This is a genomic window from Micromonospora sp. WMMD712, assembly GCF_029581295.1.
GTDB lineage: Bacteria > Actinomycetota > Actinomycetes > Mycobacteriales > Micromonosporaceae > Micromonospora > Micromonospora carbonacea.
In genome coordinates this window covers 4,368,701-4,390,828 of sequence record NZ_CP120743.1, presented here as the reverse complement: position 1 = coordinate 4,390,828, position 22,128 = coordinate 4,368,701, and the positions used below count along the sequence as shown (strand labels likewise).

The window sequence follows — 22,128 nt, the reverse complement described above, 5'->3', positions numbered from 1 at the left end:
ACCGGGCCCCGGTTCACGACCCCTGGACCGTGATCTCCTGGACGCCGATCTGGTAACCCCGGTCGTTCGGGGGCAGCTCGGTGATCCAGAACAGCAGGTAGCGGTACTTCGCGTCGGCGTCGAAACCGTTGAAGGTCATCGTGGTGCCGTCGTGCTGCTCGAAGGGCTGCCCGATCGGGTTCTTCTTGTAGTTGTTGAAGAGCTCCTTGTCGCCCGACGAGGTGGGCGGCGGGTCGACGGTGCCCGCGAAGAGCTGGGCGGAGGCGCCGGTCGCGGAGAGGCTCACCTGCACCGACTTGACGGTGCGCTCCTCGCCGAGGTCGATCCAGACGCCCATGCCGCTCTTGGTGTTGCCGAAGTTCGACCGCGTGTAGGTGTCGGTGTCCCAGCCCTTGTCCGCATCGCCGTCGATCACCTTCTCGGCGCCGCCCAGCTCGTCGCGGAGCTTGCTGTCCGGGTCGACGATGCGGACCTCGGTCACCGACAGCTTGCGGACGGCGGCGGCGGGGGTGGCCTCGGTGGCCGGGGCGCTGCTGGACGGCCGGGCCACCGGCTCGGTCTGCGGCGTGTCCTCGTCGTTGCCGAGGACGCTGATGCCGATGAGTAGGCCGACGAGGGCGACCGCCAGGAGGCCGGCGATGCCGACGGCGACCTTCCGCCCGGCGACCGAGGCCAGCGGCGACGGCTCCTCGCCGTTGTCGGCGGCGAACCGCAGCGGGCCGGTGGGCTCCAGGTAGGTGTCGTCCTCGACCGGGATGTCCAGGCGGGCCAGCTCGGCCGAGAGCACGTCCGACGGCGGCGGGGCGATGCCGGCGTCGAGCAGGTCCATGGTGAGGTCGTCGAGGTAGGCCGGCACGCCGGCCCGGACCTGGCGGGGCGCGGCGATCGCGCCGCTGGCGTCGCGGACGGCGTCGGGGATCGCGGCCCGGCCGTGGCCGGCGGTGGCGCCGTGCAGCGGGGCCTCGGCGTGCGGCCAGTGCCCGGTGAGGGCGAAGTAGAGGATGCCGCCGATCGCGCGGACGTCGTTCTCCTGGCTGTCCGCGCCGTCGGTGCGGGCGTCGGCCAGGACCACGCGGCCCTCGTCGCTGATCATGACGGTGCCGGGGTGCACGTTGCCGTGCACCATGCCGGTGGCGTGCACGGCCGCCAGGGCGCTGGCCACGGCGTTGCCGACCGCGGTCGTCCGGCCCGGGTCGAGGGGGCCGTCGGCCACCATCTCCCGCAGGGACCGCCCGTCGACCCACTCGCGGACCACGTACGCCCGCTCGGCCTCGTCGATCGCGTCGTACACGCCGACCAGGTTGGGGTGGATCACCCGGCTGGCCGCGACGGCCGCCTGGAGCATCTCGGTGGCCGAGTCGCCGCCCGGGTAACGCAGCACGACCGCGACCGGGCGGCGCAGCACCACGTCGACCCCGCGCCAGACCAACCGGCCCGCGCTGTCGTTGTTGATGTGCTCGACCAGCTCGTACCGCTCGGCGAGGATCTCACCGGCCGTGGGAGCACCGAAGGTCATGATCGGCGGAGCGCTCTCCTCCGCCTGCTGACCCTCGCCGACCTGGGTCACCCGTCCTCCCTCGGTGATCGTGTCGATCGATGGACCCGCGCTGCTGGGCATCTGGCTTCCCGCTCTGCCTGTTGAGGAACCGGCCGACGGTCTCGACGCGGAGCGCCGGGGGTCAGCCGTACCCGTCGAGAGCGACCTTACCCGGGTTGCCGGCCTCCCCGACATGTCATCTTCCCGGCGTACCCGGCTGAGGTGCCGGGAGTGGCCGCGCCTGTCCGGTTACGACCGTTGTCGGCCGCGTTGCTGGCACATGTACTAGCCAATCTAGAGGTTGACGGCAAGTAGTCGTTGCAGGGGCCACGCCGGTGTGGCGTCCGGGTGGCGACGGGGGATTCCCCGCCGAACGGCCCGCCATGCTCAGCCTTACGGTTGGTTGTCCACAGGGACTTATGGCTGCTGACCGGCGAATCGCTGAGTTATCCACAGGGCTGTCCCCAGCCTGGTGATCCTCGATCACGCTCCGTGTCTGCCGGTCGGAGCGCCCGGTGCGGCCGGGGGCGTCGGCCGGTCGGAGAGGCCCGGGTCGGCCGGGTCGGTCGGCGGGCCGGCGGTCAGCGGCCGAGGCGGCGGCGGACCATCCCGACCACCTCGGTGATCTCGCCGATCCGCAGGACCATGGCCAGCCCGAGGTACGTCCCGACGATCACCGCCCCGCCGAGGACCAGCCGGAACACGGCCTGCGGCCAGCTCAGCGTGTCGCCGCCGGGCAGCAGGTTCACCACCAGCAGGCCGACCAGCGCGGCGCCGAGCGCGGCCACCACGACCTTGCCGAGCGTACGCATGATCGCGCCCAGCCCGATCCGGCCGACCCGGGGCCGCAGCAGCAGCGCGGAGAACACGGCGGCGGCCAGGTAGGAGACCGCGTTGCCGATCATCATCCCCGCCGCGGCGAAGGTGGCGGAGAAGGCGGCGAACAGCCCGATCTGCACGCCGATCCGCAGCGCCACCACCGGGATGTTGATCAGGGCCGGGGTGCGGGTGTCCGGGAGCGCGTAGAAGGCGAAGGTGAACAACTGGCTGACCGCGAACGGGACCAGCGCCAGCGCCGCCACCAGCAGCACCAGCGAGGTGGCGGTGGCGTTCTCGTCGCTGAACGCCCCGTAGCGGAACAGCGTCACCGACAGCGGGCCGGCGAGCACCGCGTAGCAGACCGCGATGGGGGCCAGCACCGCCGTGACCGTGCGGGTGCCCCGGGACAGGTCGGCGGCGAGGTCGGAGTATCGGCCGTCGGCGGCGGCGGCGCTCATCCGGGGCATCAGCGCCGTGATGATCGACACCGCGATGATGCCGTGCGCCATCATCAGCAGCAGGAAGACGTTGTTGTAGATCAGCGGGCCGGCGGCGTTCTCCCGGCCGGCGCGGTTGAGCAGGTTGAACAGGACGATCAGGCCGATCTGGCTGACCGCCACGTAGCAGAACATCCACGCGCCGAGCCGGCCCAGCTCGCCCAGGCCCAGCGCCCGGAAGTCGAACCGCAGCCGCCAGCGGAACCCGACCTTGCGCAGGGCCGGCAGCAGCCCGGCCGCCTGGATCGCCACCCCGAGCAGGGTGCCGCCGCCGATCAGCAGGATCCGCCCGGTGGTCATCTGCTCCGGCTCGACGATCTCCGCGCCGAAGATGGCGATGTAGAGGCCGGCGGTGGCGATCACCACGATGTTGTTCAGGATCGGCGCCCACATCGGGGCGGCGAAGTGCCCCCGGGTGTTGAGCACCGCGCTGATCAGCGCGCTGAGGCCGGTGAAGAAGATCATCGGCAGCATCAGGTACGACAGGTCGGTGACCAGCGACTGGTAGGCGCCGCTGGACTTGTCGCTCGCGTACAGCGAGGTCAGCAGCCCCGCGCCCAGGACGGCCAGCAGCGCCGCGACGGCCAGGGTGAGCACCGCGAGCGTCAGCAGCCGTTGCGAGTACGCCTGTCCCTGGTCCGCGTCGGCCTTGCGGCGGCGCACCAGCACCGGGATCAGGACGCTGGTGAGGATGCCGCCGAGCAGGAACTCGTAGACCATCCCGGGCAGGATCTGCGCCGTGGTGTACGCGTCGCCGACCAGCGCCCCGCCCAGCGCGGCGGTCAGCGCCAGCGTGCGCAGGAAGCCCGTGCCCCGGCTGACCAGGCTGCCGATCGCCATCACCGCGCTGTTCGTCGCGGCGCTGGCCTCGGCGACCTGCTCCTGCGGCGGCGCGGTCGACTCGATCGCGGGCTGGTTCAGCGGCTCCGCCGAGATGAAGGTGGCGTCGTCGCCGGGGGGCCGGCCGCCGCCCTGCGCGGCGTTCGCGCTGCGGTAGAGACCGCCGCTCATCTCCAGCCTCCCAGGGTACGTCGGAGCCGGGCACCGGCCCGCACACCATGACCATAGTCAACACCTGCTGCCTACCCGCGCCCGGCGGATCAGGCCCCCGACCCGACCGATAGGCTGGCGATCCCATGTCCGAAGCCTCCGCACCCCACGCCGCCGACCGCCGCGAACTCACCGCCGCGCAGCGCAACGCCGTCGCCGAACTGCTCCGCGTCTCGCCGGTCGCCGACGAGTTGGGCCGCCGGTTCGCCGACGCCGGCCACGAGCTGCACCTGGTGGGCGGCTCGGTGCGCGACGCCCTGCTCGGCCGCCTCGGCGACGACCTCGACTTCTGCACCGACGCCCACCCCGACCAGACCCTGCGGGTCGTCAAGGGCTGGGCCGAGTCGATCTGGGAGACCGGGCGCGAGTTCGGCACCATCGGCTGCCAGCGCGACGGGCTGCGGCTGGAGATCACGACGTTCCGCGCCGAGGCGTACGACCAGGTCAGCCGCAACCCCGTCGTGGAGTACGGCACCAGCCTCACCGAGGACCTCAGGCGGCGCGACTTCACCATCAACGCGATGGCGGTGAGCCTGCCCGCACACCGGTTCACCGACCCGCACGGCGGCCTCGACGACCTCGCCGCCCGGGTGATCCGCACCCCCGGCACCCCCGCCGAGTCCTTCGGCGACGACCCGCTGCGGATGCTGCGCGCCGCCCGGTTCGCCGCCCAGCTCCGCTTCGCGGTGCACCCCGACGTGCGGGCCGCGATGAGCAGGATGGCCACCGACCTGGACCGGATCACCGCCGAGCGGATCCGCGACGAGTTCACCAAGCTGCTCTGCGGCGCGGACCCGATAACCGGCCTGCGGCTGCTGGTCGACACCGGTCTGGCCGACCGCTTCCTGCCCGAGCTGACCGGGCTGAAGCTGGAGATCGACGAGCACGCCCAGCACAAGGACGTCTACGAGCACACGCTCACCGTGGTCGCCAACGCCGTGTCGTACGAGACCGACGGGTGCGACTTCGTCCTGCGGATGGCCGCGCTGATGCACGACGTCGGCAAGCCGGCCACCAAGGCCGTCGGGTCGGACGGCCGGGTCAGCTTCCACCACCACGAGGTCGTCGGCGCCCGGCTGACCAAGGCCCGGATGAAGGCCATGCGCTACCCGAAGGACGTCACCGCCCAGGTGGTCAAGCTGGTGGGCCTGCACCTGCGCTTCTACGGGTACGGCCGGGGCGAGTGGACGGACTCGGCGGTGCGCCGCTACGCCACCGACGCCGGTGACCTGCTGGCCCGCCTGCACAAGCTGACCCGTTCGGACTGCACCACCCGCAACCGGCGCAAGGCGGCGGCCCTCGCGGCCGACTACGACGCGCTGGAGGAGCGGATCGCCCGGATCGCCGCCGAGGAGGACCTCGCCCGGGTCCGCCCCGACCTCGACGGGAACGCCATCATGGAGCTGCTCGGCGTGCCGCCGGGGCCGGTCGTGGGCCGGGCCTGGAAGCACCTCAAGGAGCTGCGTCTGGAGCGCGGCCCGCTGGACCGCGACGAGGCCGAGGCGGAGCTGCTGCGCTGGGCCCGCGAACAGGGCATCGGCGGCTGATCACAGGGCCTGCGGACCCGGGGCCCGCCGGCGTGGCCTGTCGGGAAACTGACGACGCGACGGTAGCGTATCGACCGATCGGCTGAGGTAATTCCGTTCGACCAACGTCCATGATGATGCAACATCATCGCGGCCTCCTGTCCATTTCAGTGTGAGGCCGGATTCATTGTTCTCGGCCGTCCGAGGCGGACGGTCGATGCTGCAACGGGGAGATCTCTTTGACACGTCGTGGCGTAATGCGCCGCTCTGCGGTGGCCGGGCTCGCCCTCGCCTCCGCGACCTCCATCGCCCTCGCCACCACTACCGGCGCGGCGATGGCCGACCCGACCCCCCAGCCCGGCCCGGATGCGGCCGGCGTGGCGGCGTCCAGCCTGGACGCCGCCGGCAACCCGGTGCGGCCGAACCTGACCGCGCCGAAGCGGTCGCAGGCGCGTGACGCCTCGACCAAGGGCGTCGTGCCAGGCCGCTACATCGTGAAGCTCAAGAACGGCAAGGCCAGCGCGAGCGCCACCCGCAGCACCGTCAAGGCCCTGTCCAAGGCCAACGGCGGCACGGTGCGCAAGGTCTTCACCGGGGCCCTGCGCGGCTACTCCGCGCAGCTCACCCCCGCCCAGGCGAAGCGGCTGGCGGCCGACCCGGACGTCGCCTACGTCGAGCCGGTGCGCAAGGTCTCGGCGAGCGGCACCCAGACCAACCCGCCCTCGTGGGGCCTGGACCGGATCGACCAGACCACCCCGGCGCTGAGCAAGTCCTACACGTACCCGTCGTCGAGCGGCGTCACCGCGTACATCATCGACAGCGGCATCAACGTCAACCACCAGGACTTCGGCGGCCGGGCCAGCTCCGGGTTCGACGCGGTCGACGGCGGCGACGCCGCCGACTGCAACGGCCACGGCACGCACGTGGCGGGCACCGTGGGCGGCACGACCTACGGCGTCGCCAAGGACGTCGACCTGGTCGCGGTGCGCGTGCTCGACTGCTCGGGCTACGGCACGACCGAGGGGGTCGTCGCCGGGATCGACTGGGTGACCACCAACGCCCAGAAGCCGGCGGTGGCGAACATGAGCCTCGGCGGTGACGTCGACCTGGTGCTGGACGACGCGATCGCCACCTCCATCGGCGAGGGCATCACCTACGTCGTCGCCGCCGGCAACGAGGCCGACGACGCCTGCTTGCACTCGCCGGCCCGCGCGCCGGCCGCCATCACCGTCGGCGCCACCGACCGGGTCGACATGATGGCCGGCTTCTCCAACTACGGGACCTGCCTGGACACGTTCGCCCCCGGCGTCGGCATCACCTCGGCGTGGATCGGCGGCACCACCGCGACGCAGACCATCAACGGGACGTCGATGGCCGCGCCGCACGTGGCCGGCATCGCCGCCCAGCTGCTCGCGCAGAACCCGGGCTGGAGCCCGCAGCAGGTGCGCAACGCCGTCGTCACCAACGGCGTCTCCGGCGCGGTGCTCGGCCCGGCGGGCAGCATCGACCGGCTCGCGCACGTGGGCGCGGCCCCGGTGGCGCGCACCAACGTCGGCCTGCGGGCCCGGGTCAACGACTCCCTCGTCGTGGCCGAGAGCGGCGGCTCCAAGCCGCTCATCGCCCGTAGCTGGCAGCTCGGCGGGTGGGAGAAGTTCGACGTCGTCTCCGTCAGCAGCGGGGTGGTCGCCCTCAAGTCGAAGGCCAACGGCAAGTACGTCGCGGCCGACGGCAGCGGCAGCAAGCCGCTGATCGCCAAGAGCACCGCGATCGGCGCGTGGGAGAAGTTCGCGCTCGTCAACAACACCGACGGCAGCATCAGCCTCAAGGCGCAGGTCAACGGCAAGTACGTGGCCGCCGACGGCGCGGGCAGCAAGCCGCTGCTTGCCAAGAGCGCCAGCATCGGCGCCTGGGAGAAGTTCGACTTCGAGGCGCCCAACCCGATCGTCAGCGTGAAGGCCAAGGCGAACGGCAAGTTCGTGGCGGCCGACGGCGGCGGCAGCAAGCCGCTGCTGGCCCGCAGCACCTCGGTCGGCTCCTGGGAGAAGTACGAGCTGGTCGACCTCGGCTACGGCTGGGTCGCCTTCCGCGCGCTGGTCAACAACAAGTACGTGACGGCGCAGAGCGGCGGCTCCCAGCCGCTGCTGGCGAAGGCCGGCTCGATCAGCGACTGGGAGGCGTTCTTCGTCGGGTGGCACCACCCGGACGGCACCGTCCACCTGTACGCGAACGCGAACAGCAAGATCGTCAAGGCCGACAGCGGCGGCAGCAAGCCGCTGATCGCCAAGAGCACCTCGGTCGGCTCGTGGGAGCAGTTCACCATCGGCCTCGCCTGACCGGCCCCGCACCACATCCGACGCCCGTCGGCACCGCCCCCACCGGGGTGGTCCGGCGGGCGTCGGCCGTTGCCCCGCGAGCCGGACACCCGTACCCCTCCGGATGCCGGAACCCGCCGGGTGCCCGTACCCGAAAGCGAAGCCGGCCGGGCCCACGACGGGCCCGGCCGGCAACGGGTCGCCGGACGAGAGGGTCAGCGGTCGACGGCGGTGCCGTCCACGGTGGCCGCCTCGGAGCCGTTGCGCGCCGCGCCGAGCTTGGCGAGCAGGCCGGCCAGGTCGATGCCCGTCAGGTCGGTGCCGAGCTGGAGGCCCTGCGCCACGTTGCTCGCCACCGACTTCGTCAGCGTCGACGCCCCGTCGGTGGAGATGACGGTCATCTTGTCGATCGCGCCGATCGGCGCGCTGGCGGCCTCGACCACCTGCGGCAGCACCCGGACGAGCAGGTCCAGCACGGCAGCCTCCCCGTACGCGGCGAACGCCTCGGCCTTGCGGGCCATCGCGTCGGCCTCGGCCTGGCCCTTGGCCAGGATGGCCGCAGCCTCCGCCTGGCCCTCCCGCTCGACGGCCTCGGCGATCGCGGACCGCCGGCGCTGCTCGGCCTCGCCCTCCTTGGCGCCCTCGATGGCGTTCGCCTCGGCCAGCGCGGCCCGGCGGGCCCGCTCGCCCTCACCGGTGAGCCGGGACTGCTCGGCGGCGGCCTGCGCGGCGGCGATGGTGGCCTGGCGCTGCGCGTCGGCGTTGAGCACCGCCGCGTTACGGGCCGCCTCGGCCTCCTGCTCCACCTTGTACCGGGCGGCGTCGGCCGGCTTGCGCACCTCGGTGTCGAGCTGGCGCTGCTTCAGCTCGGCGTTGCGCTCGGCCACCTTCTGCTGCTCGGAGAGGATCGCCTGGTCCCGCTCGGCCTGGGCGAGCGGCCCAGCCGCCGCCGACTTCGCCTTCGCCGCGTCGATCTCCGCCTGGATGGCGGCCTGCTTGAGCGACAGGTTCCGGTTGGCCTCGGCGATGGCCTCCTCGGCGAGCAGCCGCTCCTGCTCGGCCTGCTGCCGGGCCCGGGCCTCGGCGATCGCCGCGTCCTTGAGCACCCGGGCCGCCTCCGGCCGCCCCAGGTCCTGGAGGTACGAGCCCTCCGCCACGATGTCCTGGAGCTGGAAGGTGTCCAGCACCAACCCCTGGTTGGTCATCGAGTGCTCGGCCTCCTCGGCGACCGCGCTGGCGAACGCGGCCCGGTCCCGGATGACCTCCTCGACGGTGAGCCGGCCGACGATCGAGCGCAGCGCGCCGGCCAGCACCTCACGGGTGAAGTTGTCGATCTCGTCCTGCTGGTGCAGGAAGCGCTGGGCGGCGGCGCGGATCGCGTCCTCGGTGCCGCCGACCTTGACGATGGCGACGCCGTGCAGGTCTGCCCGGATGCCCTGCTTGCTGACCGCGCCCTTGATGCCGACGTCGATGCGACGGCTGGACAGGTCCAGCGACTGGATCTTCTGCACCACGGGCAGCACGAACACCGACGCGCCGAGGACGACCTTCTGCCCGGAGTTGTCGGTGGACCGGCCGCCGTCGGCGGTCTGCGTGGTCCGGCCCTTGCGGCCGGTGACGATGAACGCCTCGTTGGGCCCGGCGACCTTGATCCGGGACAGCACGAACAGGATGAGCACGACGACGAGGAGTACCGCGCCGCCGATGGCGATGAGAAGGGGCATGCGACTTCCGCTCTGCGACAGGGGAGGGTGGTGGGGTCAGTAGGTTTCGACGTGCACGCTGGTCTCGCTCAGGGCTTCGACCACGAAGATCTGCTCGCCCATCCCGATCGGCCGGTCGGCACGGGCGTTGAGCTTGACCGGCTGGCCGGCGACCCGGACCCGGACCTCGCCGTAGCCGTCCACGGGGATCGGGGTCACGACGAGGCCGAGCGCGCCGACGAGGTGGTGGCGGGTGGGCGTGGGGTCGGTGCGCATGGTGCGGGCCGCCCGGCTCAGTCGGGCCGCGACCCACGCCGTGGGCACCGCCGCGACCGCGCCGCCGGCCGCCGCCGCCGCGACCATCCCGGGGGTACGCGCACCGAGCAGCTCGTTGACGATCGCCGCGCCGAAACCGAACGCGCCGGCGAACCCGGCGACCGCCTCCAGGGACACCGGCCCGTCGGCGCCGGGATGGGCGAAGTGGAACAGCTCGGTGCCGAGCAGGGCCAGCGCCAGCACGCCGACGCCCGCCCCGCCGATGATCAGGAAAATGAGCGTTCCGGTGGCCACGACCTGCACGGTAGCCGCCCTGTGCAAGGTCATCCGGCGTGCCGGGGCCCGGTGAACCGGTGCGACGGCGCTCTTCCGGCCCACCGGTCCGGCCGGAACCGGCGGCGGTGTCCGGCGGCGTCGGAGACGCCGAGGCCAATCACACCCAAAGCACCTTCCGCTGCGATACCGCGTAAACCAGCCTTCCTGGATCTGCAATTCCCGGCGGTGCCGGGAGTTGACCATATGGTGCTGCGGGTAAACCCTTGCCATCGCTGGGAGTTCCTACTTAACATATTGACACTCTCGAATTTAATCGATCAAGAGAGATTCTTCTGATTCGAAACCCTGACGCCCCCTCTCCTTTTCTTGAGATGCCGTCAGGGGAATTTGTCGTGCGCGAGGAGGAGCGATGAGAGAGATCAGGATCAGCCGCCGGGGAGGGCTCGCCGCGCTGGGCGCGGGCCTGGGCGCCGCCCTGCTCGGCACCAGCCGCACGGACCAGGCGAGGGCGGCGTCGCGCGGGGCCCCGTCGCACGACAGCCGGGCGAAGAAGGACGCCGTCGGCTACAGCGTCACGATTTCGAACGCTTCCGCGCTGGACGGCATGAATGCCATCCTCTTCCAGGAGAACCCCGTGCTTCCGAGCGACGCGGTCACGCTCGCCTGGATGTCGAAGATGTGCCACCCGTCGACGACGATCGAATACAAGTGGACCATCGACTACAACTTCGTCTGGGGGCAGGTCGGCACGCTCGTCCCCGGGACGCAGTTCGTGGCGGGCCAGATCCTGGCGGCCGACCTGACCCAGAACAATCAGGTCGGCCTCTCCTACGTCGACGGTGGTTTCGAATTCGGCCCGACCGGCCCGTCGGGTAAGAACGGGAGCCTGATAATCAAGCAGGACGACAGCGTTCCGGGGCCGGGCAACGACGACCAGGGAAGCGTGGGAATCGGAATGTCGGGAGCCGGCACGTTCGTGGTGCCGACGGTGCCGAACCTCGGGGTCGAGTTCGACCCCAAACCGACCTACTGGCTCGCCTTCGGAAGCTTCGCGAGCAGCGAGGTGATGGACATCTCCGAGCTCACCCAACCGGCCAAGTTGGTGTACCCCGTCGGCATGACCAGCGCCAAGGCCGTCTTCGACGGCAAGGAGTGGAACATCTCCTACGGGAACTGACGGCCGGCCGGGCACGGTGCCGAGCGCCCGCCCCGTCAACCGGGCGCGACGGTGACGGCCCGGTCGACCAGCTCGGGCGGGAGCGGCTGCCGCACCAGCTCCCGCCCGGTCGGGTCGGCGAGCACGAAGTCCCGGTCGCCGTACGGGCGGCGGTAGAGCAGGCGGTCGTCGGTGACGAAGGCGGCATCGGCGGCCGGCAGGGCCCGGACGACCCGGCCGTCGGCGGTCTCGACGAGCAGCGGCTCGTGCTGGCCCTGCACCACCACGAGCCGCCCGTCGGGCGACCAGGCCCACGGGCCGGCCGGGTCGCCGGGCACGGCGACGAACCGGGTCGGCCTGCCGTCGTCGGCGGAGAAGAGCTGCACGCCCCGCCGGGGATGCCGGGCGGACTCCGACTGCGGCCCACCCGATCCGGTCTGCTGGAGCACCACCTCCCGGCCGTCGCGGGTCCAGGTGAAGAAGCAGGAGTCGGTGCAGAAGTAGCGGTCGGTGTCGACGGGGAACGAGTCGAGCGCGCCCTTGCCGTCGAGCCCACCGGCGGGGTCGAGCACACCGATGCGCATCGGATCGCCCTCCGCCCGGAGGGTCAGCAGGAGGCGGCGGCCGTCCGGCGACCACTGCGGCTGCACGAGCCACACTCCGGTCCGGAACCAGGTCGTGCGCCGTCGGGCCGCGTCGGCCAGGCCGATCTCCCCGGGCCGGTCCTCGTCGGCCAGGGCGGTGAGCGTGCCCTCCGGCGCGGGCCACACCCCGGTGTATCCCTGGACGGGGAGGTAGCGGCCCTGGCTGCGGTCGAGCACCCAGCCTGAGCCGCCCTGGTTGGAGCCGCCCCGACCGGCGCCGGTGACCACCCAGCCGCCGGGCAGGGCCAGCGGCGACGTGCTCCAGCTCGGCCCGGGGGTGGGCAGCAGCTCCGGGGTCGCAGTGACCGAGGCCGTCGGCTCGGGCACCGCCGGCCGGACCGGCGAATCCGGCCTCAGCAGCACGAACGGCAGCGCCACGGCGGCGACGGCGACCAGGGCGGCACCCGCTGCCGCCGCCGCCCGCCGCCGGGCCCGCAGCCGCCGGCCGCGCCGTATCGCCCCGGCCGCCAGGTCCGGCACCGGTCGCGCCTGGCGGGCGAGATCACGTACGGCCGCCTTCAGCGCCTCCTCGGCCGGGGAACTCATCGGGACACCTCCGGGCGATCGGCGTACTCGGCGAAGGCCGGCACGAGCCGGCGCAACTTGGCCAGGGCCCGGGACGCCTGGCTGGCCACCGTCCCCGTCCGGCAGCCCAGCAGCGCGGCGGTCTGCTCGACGCTCAGGTCCTCCAGGTAGCGCAGGGTCAGCACCGCCCGTTGCCGGGGCGGCAGCGTCAGCAGGGCATCCCGCAGCAGCATCCGCAGGTCGGCGTCGTGGCCGCTGTCCCGCTCCGCCGGCACCTCGGGCAACGCGTCGAGCGGCACCTCGGGCCGTCGGGCCCGCCGACGCCAGCCGGAGACCTGGTCGTGGTAGAGGATCCGACGCACGTACGGCTCGGCGTCGCCCCGGATCTGCGGCCAGCGCGTGTACGCCTTGGCCAGCGCGTTCTGGAGCAGGTCCTCCGCGCCGTGCTGGCTGCCGGCCAGGGCGTACGCGACACGCAGCAGGGCCTCGCCGCGGTCGTTGACGAACGCGGTGAACTCCCCGTCGGTCACCTCAGCCACCGTCCACCTCCGATGGTCAAGACGCCGGCCGGGACCGGAAGTTTGCCTCACCCGGCGGGCGGATCGGGCCGGAGCTGGTGGGCCGGGTGGGCGGGGTCGGGGCGCGTCGCGCTGGCGGGGTCGGGGCGCGTCGCGCTGGCGGGGGAGAATGGGGTGTGCGCTGGACCGTGCTCGACTCCCCGATCGGCGAGTTCTCCGTGGCCACCGACGACGCCGCCGTGTGCGGCGCGCACTTCGGGCGGGTGGAGAGCGCCGTCGACGTCCCCGGCGACGAGCTGTCCGGCCGGGCCGTGGCCGAGCTGCGGGCGTACTTCGCCGGGGAGCTGACCGAGTTCACCGTGCCCGTGGCGGCGCGCCGGGGCTCCGAGTTCGAGCGCGCGGTGTGGCGGGAGATGACCCGCATCCCGTACGGGGAGACGTCTACCTACGGCGAGGTGGCCCGGCTGGTCGGCGACGGCGACCCGGGGGCGGCGCGGGCCGTCGGGGTGGCCTGCAACCGCAATCCGATCCCCGTGATCGTCCCCTGCCACCGGATCGTGGGCGCGGGGGCGAAGCTGGTCGGGTTCGGCGGCGGCCTGCCGCGCAAGGTGAAGCTACTGGAGCTGGAGGCGGGCGTCGCCCTGCGCCGCGCCTGGTCCTGACCGGATTGAGCAACATCTAGTAGATCTTGGTAGATTTCGGCCCCTCTGGGGGCCGTTTCGTACCAAGATTGCCGAGCTGCCGAGCTCTTCGGGGCCTAGAGGGGCCAGTTGGGCCGGAACAGCGTGGAAGATCGTGCTCAATCGTGGATTGAGTGGCGTCAGGCTTGGGGCGAGGCCACTGAATCACTGATCGAGCACGATCTTGACCGGCCAAGAACGGGCCGGGTCGCCGGGGATCAGGCGAATCGTCCGGCGCGGAGGCCGGTGAGGAAGGCGGTCCAGTCGGCGGCGGGGAAGAGCAGCGTCGGGCCGGTGCGGTCCTTGCTGTCGCGTACGGCGAACCGGCCGCTGCCGTCACGCACCGGCCCGGCCTCGACGCAGTTGCCGCCGCCGCTGCCGCTGCGGGTGCTGACGTGCCAGGCCACCGGCAACCCGGTGCTGGTCGATCCGCCGATGCTCGCCATGTGCTCACTCCAGACGCGCTTCCAGATCGAACAGGATCCGCTGTGCGGCACCGTTGCGCAGCGCCGCCCGGCGCAGCCGATCGTAGCGCTGGTGCAGCGATTCGGCCTTCTCGCCTTCCACGACCACAGTCCCGACGGCGGTGGAGATGCAACCGGCCGGCGGGTAGGGGCGGCGCATCCGGAAGACGTCGAAGGTGCCGTCCGGGCAGGCATGGGCTCCCGCGCCAGCCGGCAGGATCATGACCTCGACGTTCGGCCAGCCGGCCACCTTTCGCAGGTGGGCCAGTTGGGCGCGCATCACCGCGGGGCCGCCGACGACCCGCCGGAGGGCGCCCTCGTCGATCACCGTGGAGAGCCGGACCGGCTCGGGCTCCTCCAGCCGCTGCTGACGCTGCATCCGCACCTCAACGAAACGGGCGATCTGCTCGTCGTCGGCGGAGTCGTCCCAGGCTCGGATCAGGGCCTCGGCGTAGGCGCGGGTCTGCAACAGGCCGGGGACGACGGCCATTTCGAAGGATCTGATCTCGGTCGCGCGGCTCTCCAGCCAGATCCAGTCGATCAGCGACCCGGCGAGGTTGGCGCTGAACCCGTCCCACCAGCCCTTCTGCCAGGCATCCTGGGCCATGGTCTTCAGGTCCTCGCGCCGGCGCGAGTCGTCGACGCCGCACAGGTCGAGGTAGGCGAGGACCTCAGGCACCCGGGGCGGGATCGTCCCGGACTCCATCCGGCTCACGGTGGATGCGTTCCGGTTGATGTAGTCGCCCATGTCCTTGAGCGTCAGCCCGGCGCTCTCCCGCATCGCCCGGAGCTGCTGGCCGATCCACTGTGCCCGGAGCGTCGCCGCCTGCTCGTTGACCATCCCGCGCTCCTTGCCCCATTGAGCCTTCGCCGCCATGCAGGAAAGCATGGTCCGAGAAACGCGGATTCGCAATCTTGCGTAATCGCGATTCGCCATGCATTCTGCGTGCGGCTGTGGTTACCGAAGGTGATCGACGGTCCGAGGTAGGGCGGACCGGGGTGGGTCGGCTTGGCGGCATGCCCACCCCGGTCCGGGAACGAGCCGAACGGGAGACACATCGCGCTGGACGGCGTCCCGGGGGTACGACTCCCCGACTGTCTACCACGCCGCGCCCGCCACGAGCGGGCACCGGCGCGCGTGCATTGTGCGTACCGCTTCGGTTGTCGGCCGGGGGGTGCGCTGACCCGACAGCGCATCCCCGGCGTCGAGCCGGGCGGGCGCGCGGACCTCGCCGCGAATCCCCCTCGCGGCGGCGTCGGACCGCGCGCCCGCCCCTTCCGGCGAGGGGTACGCACGAATGGGGCTGCACGAGAACTGGCCGGGGTCGTGACCGGGCGGAAGCTCCCGGTGCTGGTGCGGGCCGCCTGGTTGGTGTTGGAGCACCACCGGCACCGCCGGTGCCGGGCGTGCCGCGACGGGGATGGCTGTCCCGCCGTCGAGGTGGCGCGGTCCCGGATCAGGGCGTGGCGGCGGTACGGGTCGTGAGCGCCGGGGCCAGGGCCGGCGACGTGGTCCACGTGACCGGGGCCGCCAGCGTCCAGTTCGTCAGCCGGCCGATCGTGGCCCGGGTGATCCGGGTGCGGGACGACCTGGTCACCTATCACGGCTGGTGCTGGCTCGACGTCTACCAGCTCGACGCGAGGGGCGAGGCGGTCGAGCGCCGGACGATCTTCGTGCGGCCGGACGGGCTCCGGCGAGGCGCGATGAATACGTGACGACTGTTACACATCCCGCTGCCGGTGCGGCCGCATCAGACTTCCCCGTCGGCCGTTGGCCGGGTATGCGCGACGTAAGGAGAAGCAGTGCCCAGCTTGGTTGACGTGACCCCTGACAAGCTATACAAATCTGGTATGGCCTTCACTCTGACGCTCAAGCCCGAAGTGGAACAGCGGCTCCGTGAGCTCGCCGAGGCCGAGCACCGCTCGATGCACAAGACCGTCGAGGTGGCCATCGAGGCGTACCTGGATCGCCAGGAGCGCGACGAGTGGACTCGCCAGGCCGCCCGGCGGGTCCTCGAGGAGGACGCCGAGTTCTTCGAGATGCTGGGAGACCGGTGACTCAGCCCTGGCCCGAGCCGGAAGACCTACTGATTCTCCTGTCGGAGCACACCGGTCCGCAGAGTCGGGTGCGGGACCCCGGCATCCTCGTGGCTGCCGCAGCCCGTCCGCATGCCCGGATGCTGGGGCGTGCCGTCTACCCCACCGTGTTGGACAGGTCGGCTGCGCTTCTGCACGGAGTGATGATGTGGCGACCACTCGACATGTGGAACGCCGGGCTCGCCTGGGCGGCGATGCGGGTCCTCATCGCGCGTTCTGGCTTCGTGCTCAACATGCCGGCCAAGGAGCGGATGGCGTTGACCGATGCGATGGCCAGCGGCGAGGTCGACTCGGTCGACGAGATCGCGCTGCGGCTGTCGCCGTACCTGGGGATGCCGGCCTGAACGAACCACGGAGGGCCGGGTCCCGACGGACCCGGCCCTCCGTGATCGTGCTGGGGTCAGCGCGTCAGCGCTCGACCTCGCCCTTGATGAAGGACTCGACGGCGGCGTGCGCGTCGTGGTCGGCGTACTGCACCGGCGGGGACTTCATGAAGTACGACGAGGCCGACAGGATCGGGCCGCCGATCTTGCGGTCCAGGGCGATCTTCGCGGCCCGGACGGCGTCGATGATGACGCCGGCTGAGTTCGGCGAGTCCCACACCTCAAGCTTCAGCTCCGCGTTGAGCGGGGTGTCGCCGAAGGAGCGGCCCTCCAGGCGGATGTAGGCCCACTTGCGGTCGTCGAGCCACGGCACGTGGTCCGACGGGCCGATGTGCACGTCGCTCTTGATCATCTCGTGCGGGATCTGGGACGTGACCGACTGGGTCTTCGAGATCTTCTTCGAGACCAGCCGGTTGCGCTCCAGCATGTTCATGAAGTCCATGTTGCCGCCGAAGTTGAGCTGGTAGGTGCGCAGCAGCTCCACCCCGCGGTCCTCGAACAGCTTCGCCAGGGCCCGGTGCACGATGGTCGCGCCGACCTGGCTCTTGATGTCGTCGCCGACGATCGGCAGGCCCGCGTCCTCGAACTTCTTGGCCCACTCGGGGTCGGAGGCGATGAAGACCGGCAGGGCGTTGACGAACGCGCAGCCGGCGTCGATCGCGGCCTGGGCGTAGAACTTGTCGGCCTGCTCGGAGCCGACCGGCAGGTAGGAGACGACGACGTCGACCTGCGCGTCGCGCAGCGCCTTGGCCACGTCGACCGGCTCGGCGTCCGACTCCTCGACGATCTCGCGGTAGTACTGGCCCAGGCCGTCGAAGGTCGGGCCGCGCTGCACGCTGACGCCGGTCGGCGGCACGTCGCAGAGCTTGATCGTGTTGTTCTCGCTGGCGACGATCGCCTCCGCGAGGTCCATGCCCACCTTCTTGGCGTCGACGTCGAACGCCGCGACGAACTCCACGTCCGAGACGTGGTAGTCGCCGAAGGTGACGTGCATGAGACCCGGGACGCGGTCGTTCGGGTCGGCGTTGCGGTAGTACTCCACGCCCTGCACGAGGGACGAGGCGCAGTTACCCACACCGACGATGGCGACGCGGACGGAGCCCATAGCGTCTGCCTCCTTCTTCTTCATCACGGCCGCTCTTTCCTGGACTCTCCAGGCGGAGGCGGGCTGTCGTTATCTCGTCGGCCGCCGGCCGTCCCGGTGTCCGGGACCGTCGGGGCACGGCCGGAGCGCTCGTTGGCGATGAGCTCCTCCAGCCAGCGGACCTCGCGTTCACAGGCGTCGAGGCCGTGGCGCTGAAGTTCCAGGGTGTACGCGTCGAGGCGCTCGGCCGCCCGGCCCAGCACGTCGCGAAGCCCTTCGCGGCGTTCCTCGATCTTGCGGCGGCGGCCCTCCAGGATGCGCAGCCGGGTCGCCTGGTCGGTGCGGGCGAAGAACGCGAAGTGCACGCCGAAGCCCGTGTCGTCGTACGTCTCGGGGCCGGCCTGCGCGATGAGCTGGGCGAAGCGTTCCTTGCCCTCCGCAGTGATCTTGTAGACCACCCGCCCCCTGCGGCTGGTCAGTGCGGGGACCTCCTCGGCGGTGGCGGGCGTCTCGTCGGCCTCGGTGATCCACCCAGCCGCCTGCAGTCGGCGCAGGGTGGGGTAGAGCGAGCCGTAGCTGATCGCCGCACGGATCGCGCCCAACTTGGCCGTGAGCTCCTTGCGGAGCTCGTAGCCGTGCATCGGGGATTCCTGGAGGAGGCCGAGGATGGCGAGATCGAGCACGGGCCACCCTTCCTTACCCCCGACGCGGAGACTCAACCACCGCGATGTATCGGACCGATACATCGCACGTTAGCGGCTCACCCAGGATCAGGGCAAACCCCCACGCCGAATTCTCGGGGTCACCGATTGTGACGGCGGTCGCCTCGCCGCGCCGGACCGCGTACCCTTCTCCGCATGCGTACGCAGCGCCAGGTCGTCGACTACTCGCTCCGGAAGCGAGCGGTGCTGCGTGAACTCCTCGCCGGCCGGGTGGGCACCTACGACGTCTGCGACGCGTCGCCGTACCTGAAGAACGCCGCCCGCTTCCACGGTGAGGCCACCGAGGAGCGCTGCCCGATCTGCCGCAGCGAGAACCTCACCCACGTCCACTACATTTACGGGGACGAACTCAAGCAGTCCGCCGGGCAGGCGCGTACCCTTGCCGAGTTGCCCGTCCTGGCGATGACGCTGCGTGAGTTCCAGGTGTTCGTGGTGGAGGTGTGCCTCGGCTGCGGCTGGAACCACCTCGTCGAGCAGTTCCTGCTGGGCCGGGACGGGCTGGCCGGCGGCGTGGAGGACGGGTCCGACCAGGGCGCGGCCGGTGCTTCGGCCGCCACGGCCCCGGGTGCCGGCCCGGCCGTTCCGCGGAGGCGAGAGGCGCAACGGTGAACCCAGCTGACTCGGTTGGCCCGGTGTGGAGGAGGCGGGACGACCGACAGCTTTTAGGACCGATAGGTCCGATTGATCCGGAAGTGATGCCCTCGGCCCGACTCGTTCGGGCGGCGGCGTCCTGTGTTTCAGCTCACGGCAAACCGGTGGCGGCGCGATCGCGTCCCACCGCGACCGGCAGGGTGTGAGGAATGAACTCGTACGGCGATCCCAGCTCCTCGCGCGGGCGCGCCCAGATACCGGGCGCCAACGGCGACCCCGGTGCGGGCCCGGCCGACGCGTACCGTCGCGGCGACGACGCCCGCGGCAGCTGGTCAGAGGGTACGGCACAGCCGGGCCGCGCCTCCGTGCCGCCCCGCGGCCAGGCCGCGGGAGGCCGCGCCCCGGTGGGTGGCTCGGCGGCCGTGCCGCCGCGCGCCGGCTCCGCGGCGGTGCCGCCACGCGCCGGTTCGGCGTCGGTGCCGCCGCGCGGCACAGCCGCCTCCGGCTCCGCCTCGGTGGGCTCGGCGTCGGTCGGGCGCGCGGTGCCCGGCCGGGCCTCGGTGCCCGTCTCCCCCGCCCCGGGCGGGTCGACAGCCGGCCGGGCCGGCGCGGGCCGCGCCTCGGTGCCGGTCTCCCCGGCGCCCGTCTCCCCGGCGGGCCGGGCCTCGGTCGGTGTCGGCTCCGCCGGACGAGCGAGCGTGGGCGCCGCGTCCGTGGGCGCCGCCTTCGGCGGCCCCGCCGGCCGAGCCTCCGTGGCCCGCGCGAGCGTCTCCCCGACCTCGGGCATCGGCGCGCCACCCGGCGGGGGTGACCGCGGCGGCCCCGGCGGCCGGGGCCCCGACGGCCGGGCGAAGTCGGCGCGGGCCCGCAAGCGCCGGCGGGCGAACATCCTCATCGCCAGCTTCGCGGTCTTCATCATGCTCGCCGGCATCGGCGTCGTCGGCTTCACGTACTACTCGACCAACGTCGTGCTGCCCGAGGACACCACGCCGCCGCAGGCGACGACGCTCTACGCGATGGACAACAAGACCATCATCGCCAAGGTGGGCGAGCAGAACCGCACCCTGGTCACCATCGACCAGATCCCGCAGCACGTGCAGGACGCGGTGGCCGCAGCCGAGGACCGCAACTTCTACCGGCACTCCGGTGTGGACTACAAGGGCATCGCCCGCGCCGCGTGGAACAACGTCTCCGGCGGCGACAAGCAGGGCGCGTCGACCATCACGCAGCAGTACGCCCGCAACGCGTACGACAACCTGAAGGACGACACCTACGCCCGGAAGGTCAAGGAGGCGATCCTCGCCTCCAAGCTGAACGACAAGTATGGCAAGCCGCAGATCATGCAGCACTACCTCAACGTGATCTACTTCGGCCGGGGCGCGTACGGTATCGAGGCGGCGGCGCAGACCTACTTCGGCAAGCCGGCGAAGAGCCTGACCGTCGCCGAGGGCGCGGTGCTCGCGGCGCTGATCAAGCAGCCGGTCGCCAGCGAGACCCACAAGGGGTTCGACCCGGCCGTCAACCCGGTCGACGCCAAGTCCCGCTGGGACTACGTCATCAACGGCATGGTCGAGGAGGGCTGGCTGAACGCCCCCGGCCGGCCGGAGCGCCCGACCGAATACCCGAAGAACATCAAGAGCCCCAAGAACGGCGGCGCCGGCATCGACTTCGGCGTGAACACGCCGTACGGCAACGTCATCAACTACGTCAAGGTCGAGATGCGGGAGAAGGGCCTCTGCGTCGACAAGGAGGCCGAGGTCACCGACAAGAAGCCGCTCTGCTCGCAGGCGCTGATGGCCGGCGGCTACCGCATCCGCACCACGATCGACACCAAGATCCAGAAGGCGGCGGTCGAGGCCGCCCAGCGCAAGACGAAGGGCTCGGAGCTCGCCGGCCAGCCCAAGAACCTGATGGCGGCGGTCGTCGCCATCGAGCCGGATACCGGGCGCGTCGTCGCCTACTACGGCGGCGACAACGGCACCGGCACCGACTACGCCGGCAAGAACACCGACTCCAACGGCACCGTCACCGGCGGCCACTCCCCGGGGTCGAGCTTCAAGATCTATACCCTGGCCGCCGCGCTGAAGGCCGGCAAGGCGCTGGAGTCGCGCTGGAAGGGCCGGGGCTTCACCCCCGAGGGCACGAAGTTCAAGGTCAGCAACGCGGGCGTGGACAACCCGTCCTGCGGCAACTCCTGCACCCTGAAGGTCTCCACCCTCAAGTCGCTGAACGTGCCGTTCTACCACGTCACGCAGGAGATCGGGCCGGACAAGGTCATCGACATGGCCAAGCAGGCCGGCGTCACCACCATGTGGCGCACGGACACCGACCCCGCCAAGGCGTACGACCTGACCAAGACCGACCCGAAGGACATCGCGCCGTCGCCGTTCTTCCACGTCGTCGGCTACGGCCAGTACCCGATCACCGTCCTCGACCACGCCAACGGAGTGGCCACCTTCGCCAACGGGGGCGTCTACAACAAGGCCCACTTCCTCTACTCGGTGGAGAAGCAGAACGAGACCACCGGCAAGTGGGAGAAGGTCAGCAGCGAGAAGCTCGACCCCAAGCGGCGGATCGACAAGGACGTCGTGGCCGACGTGACCTCGGTGCTGAAGGAATACCCGGGCCAGGTCAACCACCGGCTCGCCGACGGCCGTGAGGCGACCGCCAAGACCGGCACCTGGGAGCTCAAGTCCGACAGCCCGGACAACGGCGACGCCTGGATGATCGGCTACACGCCGCAGCTCGCCACGGCCGTCTGGGTGGGCAACGTGCAGAAGCGGCTGCCGCTGAAGCTGAACGACGGCCGCAAGGTCAGCGGCGCGAACCTACCCGGCGGCATCTGGGAACGGTTCATGAACGACGCCCTCAAGGGCAAGCCGAAGGAGACGTTCCCGCCGGCCGCGAACATCGGCGACCCGGAGGCGGGCAACGGCGACCCGCCGCCCCCGCCGCCCGCCCCGGACCCGCCGGCGTGCAACCCGCTGGACATCTTCTGCCAGAACCCGAACACCCCGAACACCCCGAACAACCCCAACACCCCGAACAACCCGGGCGGCGGGACCCCCAACAACCCGGGCGGCGGCGGCCCCGACACGCCGACGAACCCCGGGAACGACAACGAGGGGGGCACCGGCGGCGGCCTGCTACCGACGATCACCCCCCGCACCAGGGAGTGAACCCACCGCACTGAACACCCGCCGTCGGCGGCCGGACACCACGTCCGGCCGCCGACGGCGTTTCGTCCATCGGAATGTTTTGCGTGGGG

Annotated in this window: 19 protein-coding genes; 9 read left to right on the top strand and 10 right to left on the bottom strand. The window is 71.6% G+C overall.

Annotated features, from left to right (window positions below; genetic code table 11):
* Positions 1 to 13: 13 nt before the first annotated feature.
* Both O7633_RS18955 and murJ read right to left on the bottom strand, forming a co-directional pair.
* Positions 14 to 1,618: a protein kinase family protein gene (locus tag O7633_RS18955; RefSeq protein ID WP_278130446.1), complete on the bottom strand. Its 1,605-nt coding sequence runs from the start codon at positions 1,616 to 1,618 to the stop codon at positions 14 to 16.
* Positions 1,619 to 2,118: 500 nt separating this feature from the next.
* The gene (gene murJ / locus O7633_RS18950) at positions 2,119 to 3,864 is read right to left on the bottom strand and encodes a murein biosynthesis integral membrane protein MurJ (RefSeq protein ID WP_282323379.1); all 1,746 of its coding nucleotides are present in this window, start codon (positions 3,862 to 3,864) and stop codon (positions 2,119 to 2,121) included.
* Between the two features lie 125 nt (positions 3,865 to 3,989).
* Between murJ and O7633_RS18945 the strand changes: the two genes are divergently transcribed.
* The gene (locus O7633_RS18945) at positions 3,990 to 5,450 is read left to right on the top strand and encodes a CCA tRNA nucleotidyltransferase (RefSeq protein WP_282323378.1); all 1,461 of its coding nucleotides are present in this window, start codon (positions 3,990 to 3,992) and stop codon (positions 5,448 to 5,450) included.
* 236 nt (positions 5,451 to 5,686) lie between these two features.
* Positions 5,687 to 7,762, top strand: a complete 2,076-nt coding sequence (locus O7633_RS18940) for a S8 family serine peptidase (RefSeq protein WP_282323377.1) — start codon at positions 5,687 to 5,689, stop codon at positions 7,760 to 7,762.
* A 194-nt stretch (positions 7,763 to 7,956) separates the two neighbouring features.
* Here O7633_RS18940 and O7633_RS18935 read toward each other — a convergent pair whose 3' ends face one another.
* Both O7633_RS18935 and O7633_RS18930 read right to left on the bottom strand, forming a co-directional pair.
* Positions 7,957 to 9,465 (bottom strand): flotillin family protein, encoded by a 1,509-nt coding sequence (locus O7633_RS18935; RefSeq protein WP_074478223.1) that lies wholly within the window; start codon positions 9,463 to 9,465, stop codon positions 7,957 to 7,959.
* A gap of 36 nt (positions 9,466 to 9,501) precedes the next feature.
* The gene (locus tag O7633_RS18930; RefSeq protein WP_074478222.1) at positions 9,502 to 10,047 is read right to left on the bottom strand and encodes a hypothetical protein; all 546 of its coding nucleotides are present in this window, start codon (positions 10,045 to 10,047) and stop codon (positions 9,502 to 9,504) included.
* A gap of 358 nt (positions 10,048 to 10,405) precedes the next feature.
* On the opposite strand from O7633_RS18930, the gene O7633_RS18925 reads away from it, so the two are divergent.
* The gene (locus tag O7633_RS18925; RefSeq protein WP_278130437.1) at positions 10,406 to 11,173 is read left to right on the top strand and encodes a hypothetical protein; all 768 of its coding nucleotides are present in this window, start codon (positions 10,406 to 10,408) and stop codon (positions 11,171 to 11,173) included.
* 35 nt (positions 11,174 to 11,208) lie between these two features.
* Here the strand turns inward: O7633_RS18925 and O7633_RS18920 are convergent, their stop codons facing one another.
* Both O7633_RS18920 and O7633_RS18915 read right to left on the bottom strand, forming a co-directional pair.
* Positions 11,209 to 12,342: a hypothetical protein gene (locus O7633_RS18920; RefSeq protein ID WP_282323376.1), complete on the bottom strand. Its 1,134-nt coding sequence runs from the start codon at positions 12,340 to 12,342 to the stop codon at positions 11,209 to 11,211.
* Entirely contained in the window at positions 12,339 to 12,860 is a 522-nt protein-coding gene (locus O7633_RS18915) for a SigE family RNA polymerase sigma factor (RefSeq protein ID WP_091275974.1), read from the bottom strand. The genes O7633_RS18920 and O7633_RS18915 overlap by 4 nt, the downstream gene beginning before the upstream one ends.
* A gap of 155 nt (positions 12,861 to 13,015) precedes the next feature.
* Between O7633_RS18915 and O7633_RS18910 the strand changes: the two genes are divergently transcribed.
* The gene (locus tag O7633_RS18910; RefSeq protein ID WP_278130434.1) at positions 13,016 to 13,501 is read left to right on the top strand and encodes a methylated-DNA--[protein]-cysteine S-methyltransferase; all 486 of its coding nucleotides are present in this window, start codon (positions 13,016 to 13,018) and stop codon (positions 13,499 to 13,501) included.
* 236 nt (positions 13,502 to 13,737) lie between these two features.
* Here O7633_RS18910 and O7633_RS18905 read toward each other — a convergent pair whose 3' ends face one another.
* Positions 13,738 to 13,965 carry a DUF397 domain-containing protein gene (locus tag O7633_RS18905; RefSeq protein ID WP_278130432.1) on the bottom strand — a complete coding sequence of 76 codons (228 nt, stop codon included), beginning with the start codon at positions 13,963 to 13,965 and terminating at the stop codon, positions 13,738 to 13,740.
* Between the two features lie 4 nt (positions 13,966 to 13,969).
* Positions 13,970 to 14,824 (bottom strand): helix-turn-helix transcriptional regulator, encoded by an 855-nt coding sequence (locus tag O7633_RS18900; protein ID WP_282323375.1) that lies wholly within the window; start codon positions 14,822 to 14,824, stop codon positions 13,970 to 13,972.
* 641 nt (positions 14,825 to 15,465) lie between these two features.
* On the opposite strand from O7633_RS18900, the gene O7633_RS18895 reads away from it, so the two are divergent.
* From O7633_RS18895 to O7633_RS18885, 3 genes are all read left to right on the top strand, one after another.
* On the top strand, positions 15,466 to 15,699 hold the full coding sequence (locus tag O7633_RS18895; RefSeq protein WP_282328595.1) for a hypothetical protein: 234 nt from the start codon (positions 15,466 to 15,468) through the stop codon (positions 15,697 to 15,699).
* A 135-nt stretch (positions 15,700 to 15,834) separates the two neighbouring features.
* On the top strand, positions 15,835 to 16,041 hold the full coding sequence (locus tag O7633_RS18890) for a ribbon-helix-helix protein, CopG family (RefSeq protein WP_282323374.1): 207 nt from the start codon (positions 15,835 to 15,837) through the stop codon (positions 16,039 to 16,041).
* 185 nt (positions 16,042 to 16,226) lie between these two features.
* Complete coding sequence (locus O7633_RS18885) at positions 16,227 to 16,424, top strand: hypothetical protein (protein ID WP_282323373.1); 198 nt, start codon at positions 16,227 to 16,229, stop codon at positions 16,422 to 16,424.
* A 64-nt stretch (positions 16,425 to 16,488) separates the two neighbouring features.
* Here the strand turns inward: O7633_RS18885 and O7633_RS18880 are convergent, their stop codons facing one another.
* On the bottom strand, positions 16,489 to 17,568 hold the full coding sequence (locus O7633_RS18880; RefSeq protein ID WP_282323372.1) for an inositol-3-phosphate synthase: 1,080 nt from the start codon (positions 17,566 to 17,568) through the stop codon (positions 16,489 to 16,491).
* 23 nt (positions 17,569 to 17,591) lie between these two features.
* The gene (locus O7633_RS18875; protein WP_074478207.1) at positions 17,592 to 18,230 is read right to left on the bottom strand and encodes a PadR family transcriptional regulator; all 639 of its coding nucleotides are present in this window, start codon (positions 18,228 to 18,230) and stop codon (positions 17,592 to 17,594) included.
* Positions 18,231 to 18,404: 174 nt separating this feature from the next.
* Between O7633_RS18875 and O7633_RS18870 the strand changes: the two genes are divergently transcribed.
* On the top strand, positions 18,405 to 18,878 hold the full coding sequence (locus O7633_RS18870; RefSeq protein WP_178066971.1) for a DUF5318 domain-containing protein: 474 nt from the start codon (positions 18,405 to 18,407) through the stop codon (positions 18,876 to 18,878).
* A 191-nt stretch (positions 18,879 to 19,069) separates the two neighbouring features.
* On the top strand, positions 19,070 to 22,039 hold the full coding sequence (locus O7633_RS18865) for a transglycosylase domain-containing protein (protein ID WP_282323371.1): 2,970 nt from the start codon (positions 19,070 to 19,072) through the stop codon (positions 22,037 to 22,039).
* Positions 22,040 to 22,128 lie beyond the last annotated feature (89 nt).

Bases quoted from the DNA above. Each gene is read 5' to 3' on its own strand.
- O7633_RS18945 (WP_282323378.1), top strand. From the start codon at position 3,990: ATGTCCGAAGCCTCCGCACCCCACGCCGCCGACCGCCGCGAACTCACC.
- O7633_RS18955 (WP_278130446.1), bottom strand. From the start codon at position 1,618: ATGCCCAGCAGCGCGGGTCCATCGATCGACACGATCACCGAGGGAGGA.
- O7633_RS18865 (WP_282323371.1), top strand. From the start codon at position 19,070: ATGAACTCGTACGGCGATCCCAGCTCCTCGCGCGGGCGCGCCCAGATA.
- O7633_RS18925 (WP_278130437.1), top strand. From the start codon at position 10,406: ATGAGAGAGATCAGGATCAGCCGCCGGGGAGGGCTCGCCGCGCTGGGC.
- O7633_RS18870 (WP_178066971.1), top strand. From the start codon at position 18,405: ATGCGTACGCAGCGCCAGGTCGTCGACTACTCGCTCCGGAAGCGAGCG.
- murJ (WP_282323379.1), bottom strand. From the start codon at position 3,864: ATGAGCGGCGGTCTCTACCGCAGCGCGAACGCCGCGCAGGGCGGCGGC.
- O7633_RS18905 (WP_278130432.1), bottom strand. From the start codon at position 13,965: ATGGCGAGCATCGGCGGATCGACCAGCACCGGGTTGCCGGTGGCCTGG.
- O7633_RS18935 (WP_074478223.1), bottom strand. From the start codon at position 9,465: ATGCCCCTTCTCATCGCCATCGGCGGCGCGGTACTCCTCGTCGTCGTG.
- O7633_RS18900 (WP_282323375.1), bottom strand. From the start codon at position 14,824: ATGGTCAACGAGCAGGCGGCGACGCTCCGGGCACAGTGGATCGGCCAG.
- O7633_RS18930 (WP_074478222.1), bottom strand. From the start codon at position 10,047: ATGACCTTGCACAGGGCGGCTACCGTGCAGGTCGTGGCCACCGGAACG.
- O7633_RS18920 (WP_282323376.1), bottom strand. From the start codon at position 12,342: ATGAGTTCCCCGGCCGAGGAGGCGCTGAAGGCGGCCGTACGTGATCTC.
- O7633_RS18885 (WP_282323373.1), top strand. From the start codon at position 16,227: ATGTGGCGACCACTCGACATGTGGAACGCCGGGCTCGCCTGGGCGGCG.
- O7633_RS18880 (WP_282323372.1), bottom strand. From the start codon at position 17,568: ATGGGCTCCGTCCGCGTCGCCATCGTCGGTGTGGGTAACTGCGCCTCG.
- O7633_RS18890 (WP_282323374.1), top strand. From the start codon at position 15,835: ATGGCCTTCACTCTGACGCTCAAGCCCGAAGTGGAACAGCGGCTCCGT.
- O7633_RS18940 (WP_282323377.1), top strand. From the start codon at position 5,687: ATGCGCCGCTCTGCGGTGGCCGGGCTCGCCCTCGCCTCCGCGACCTCC.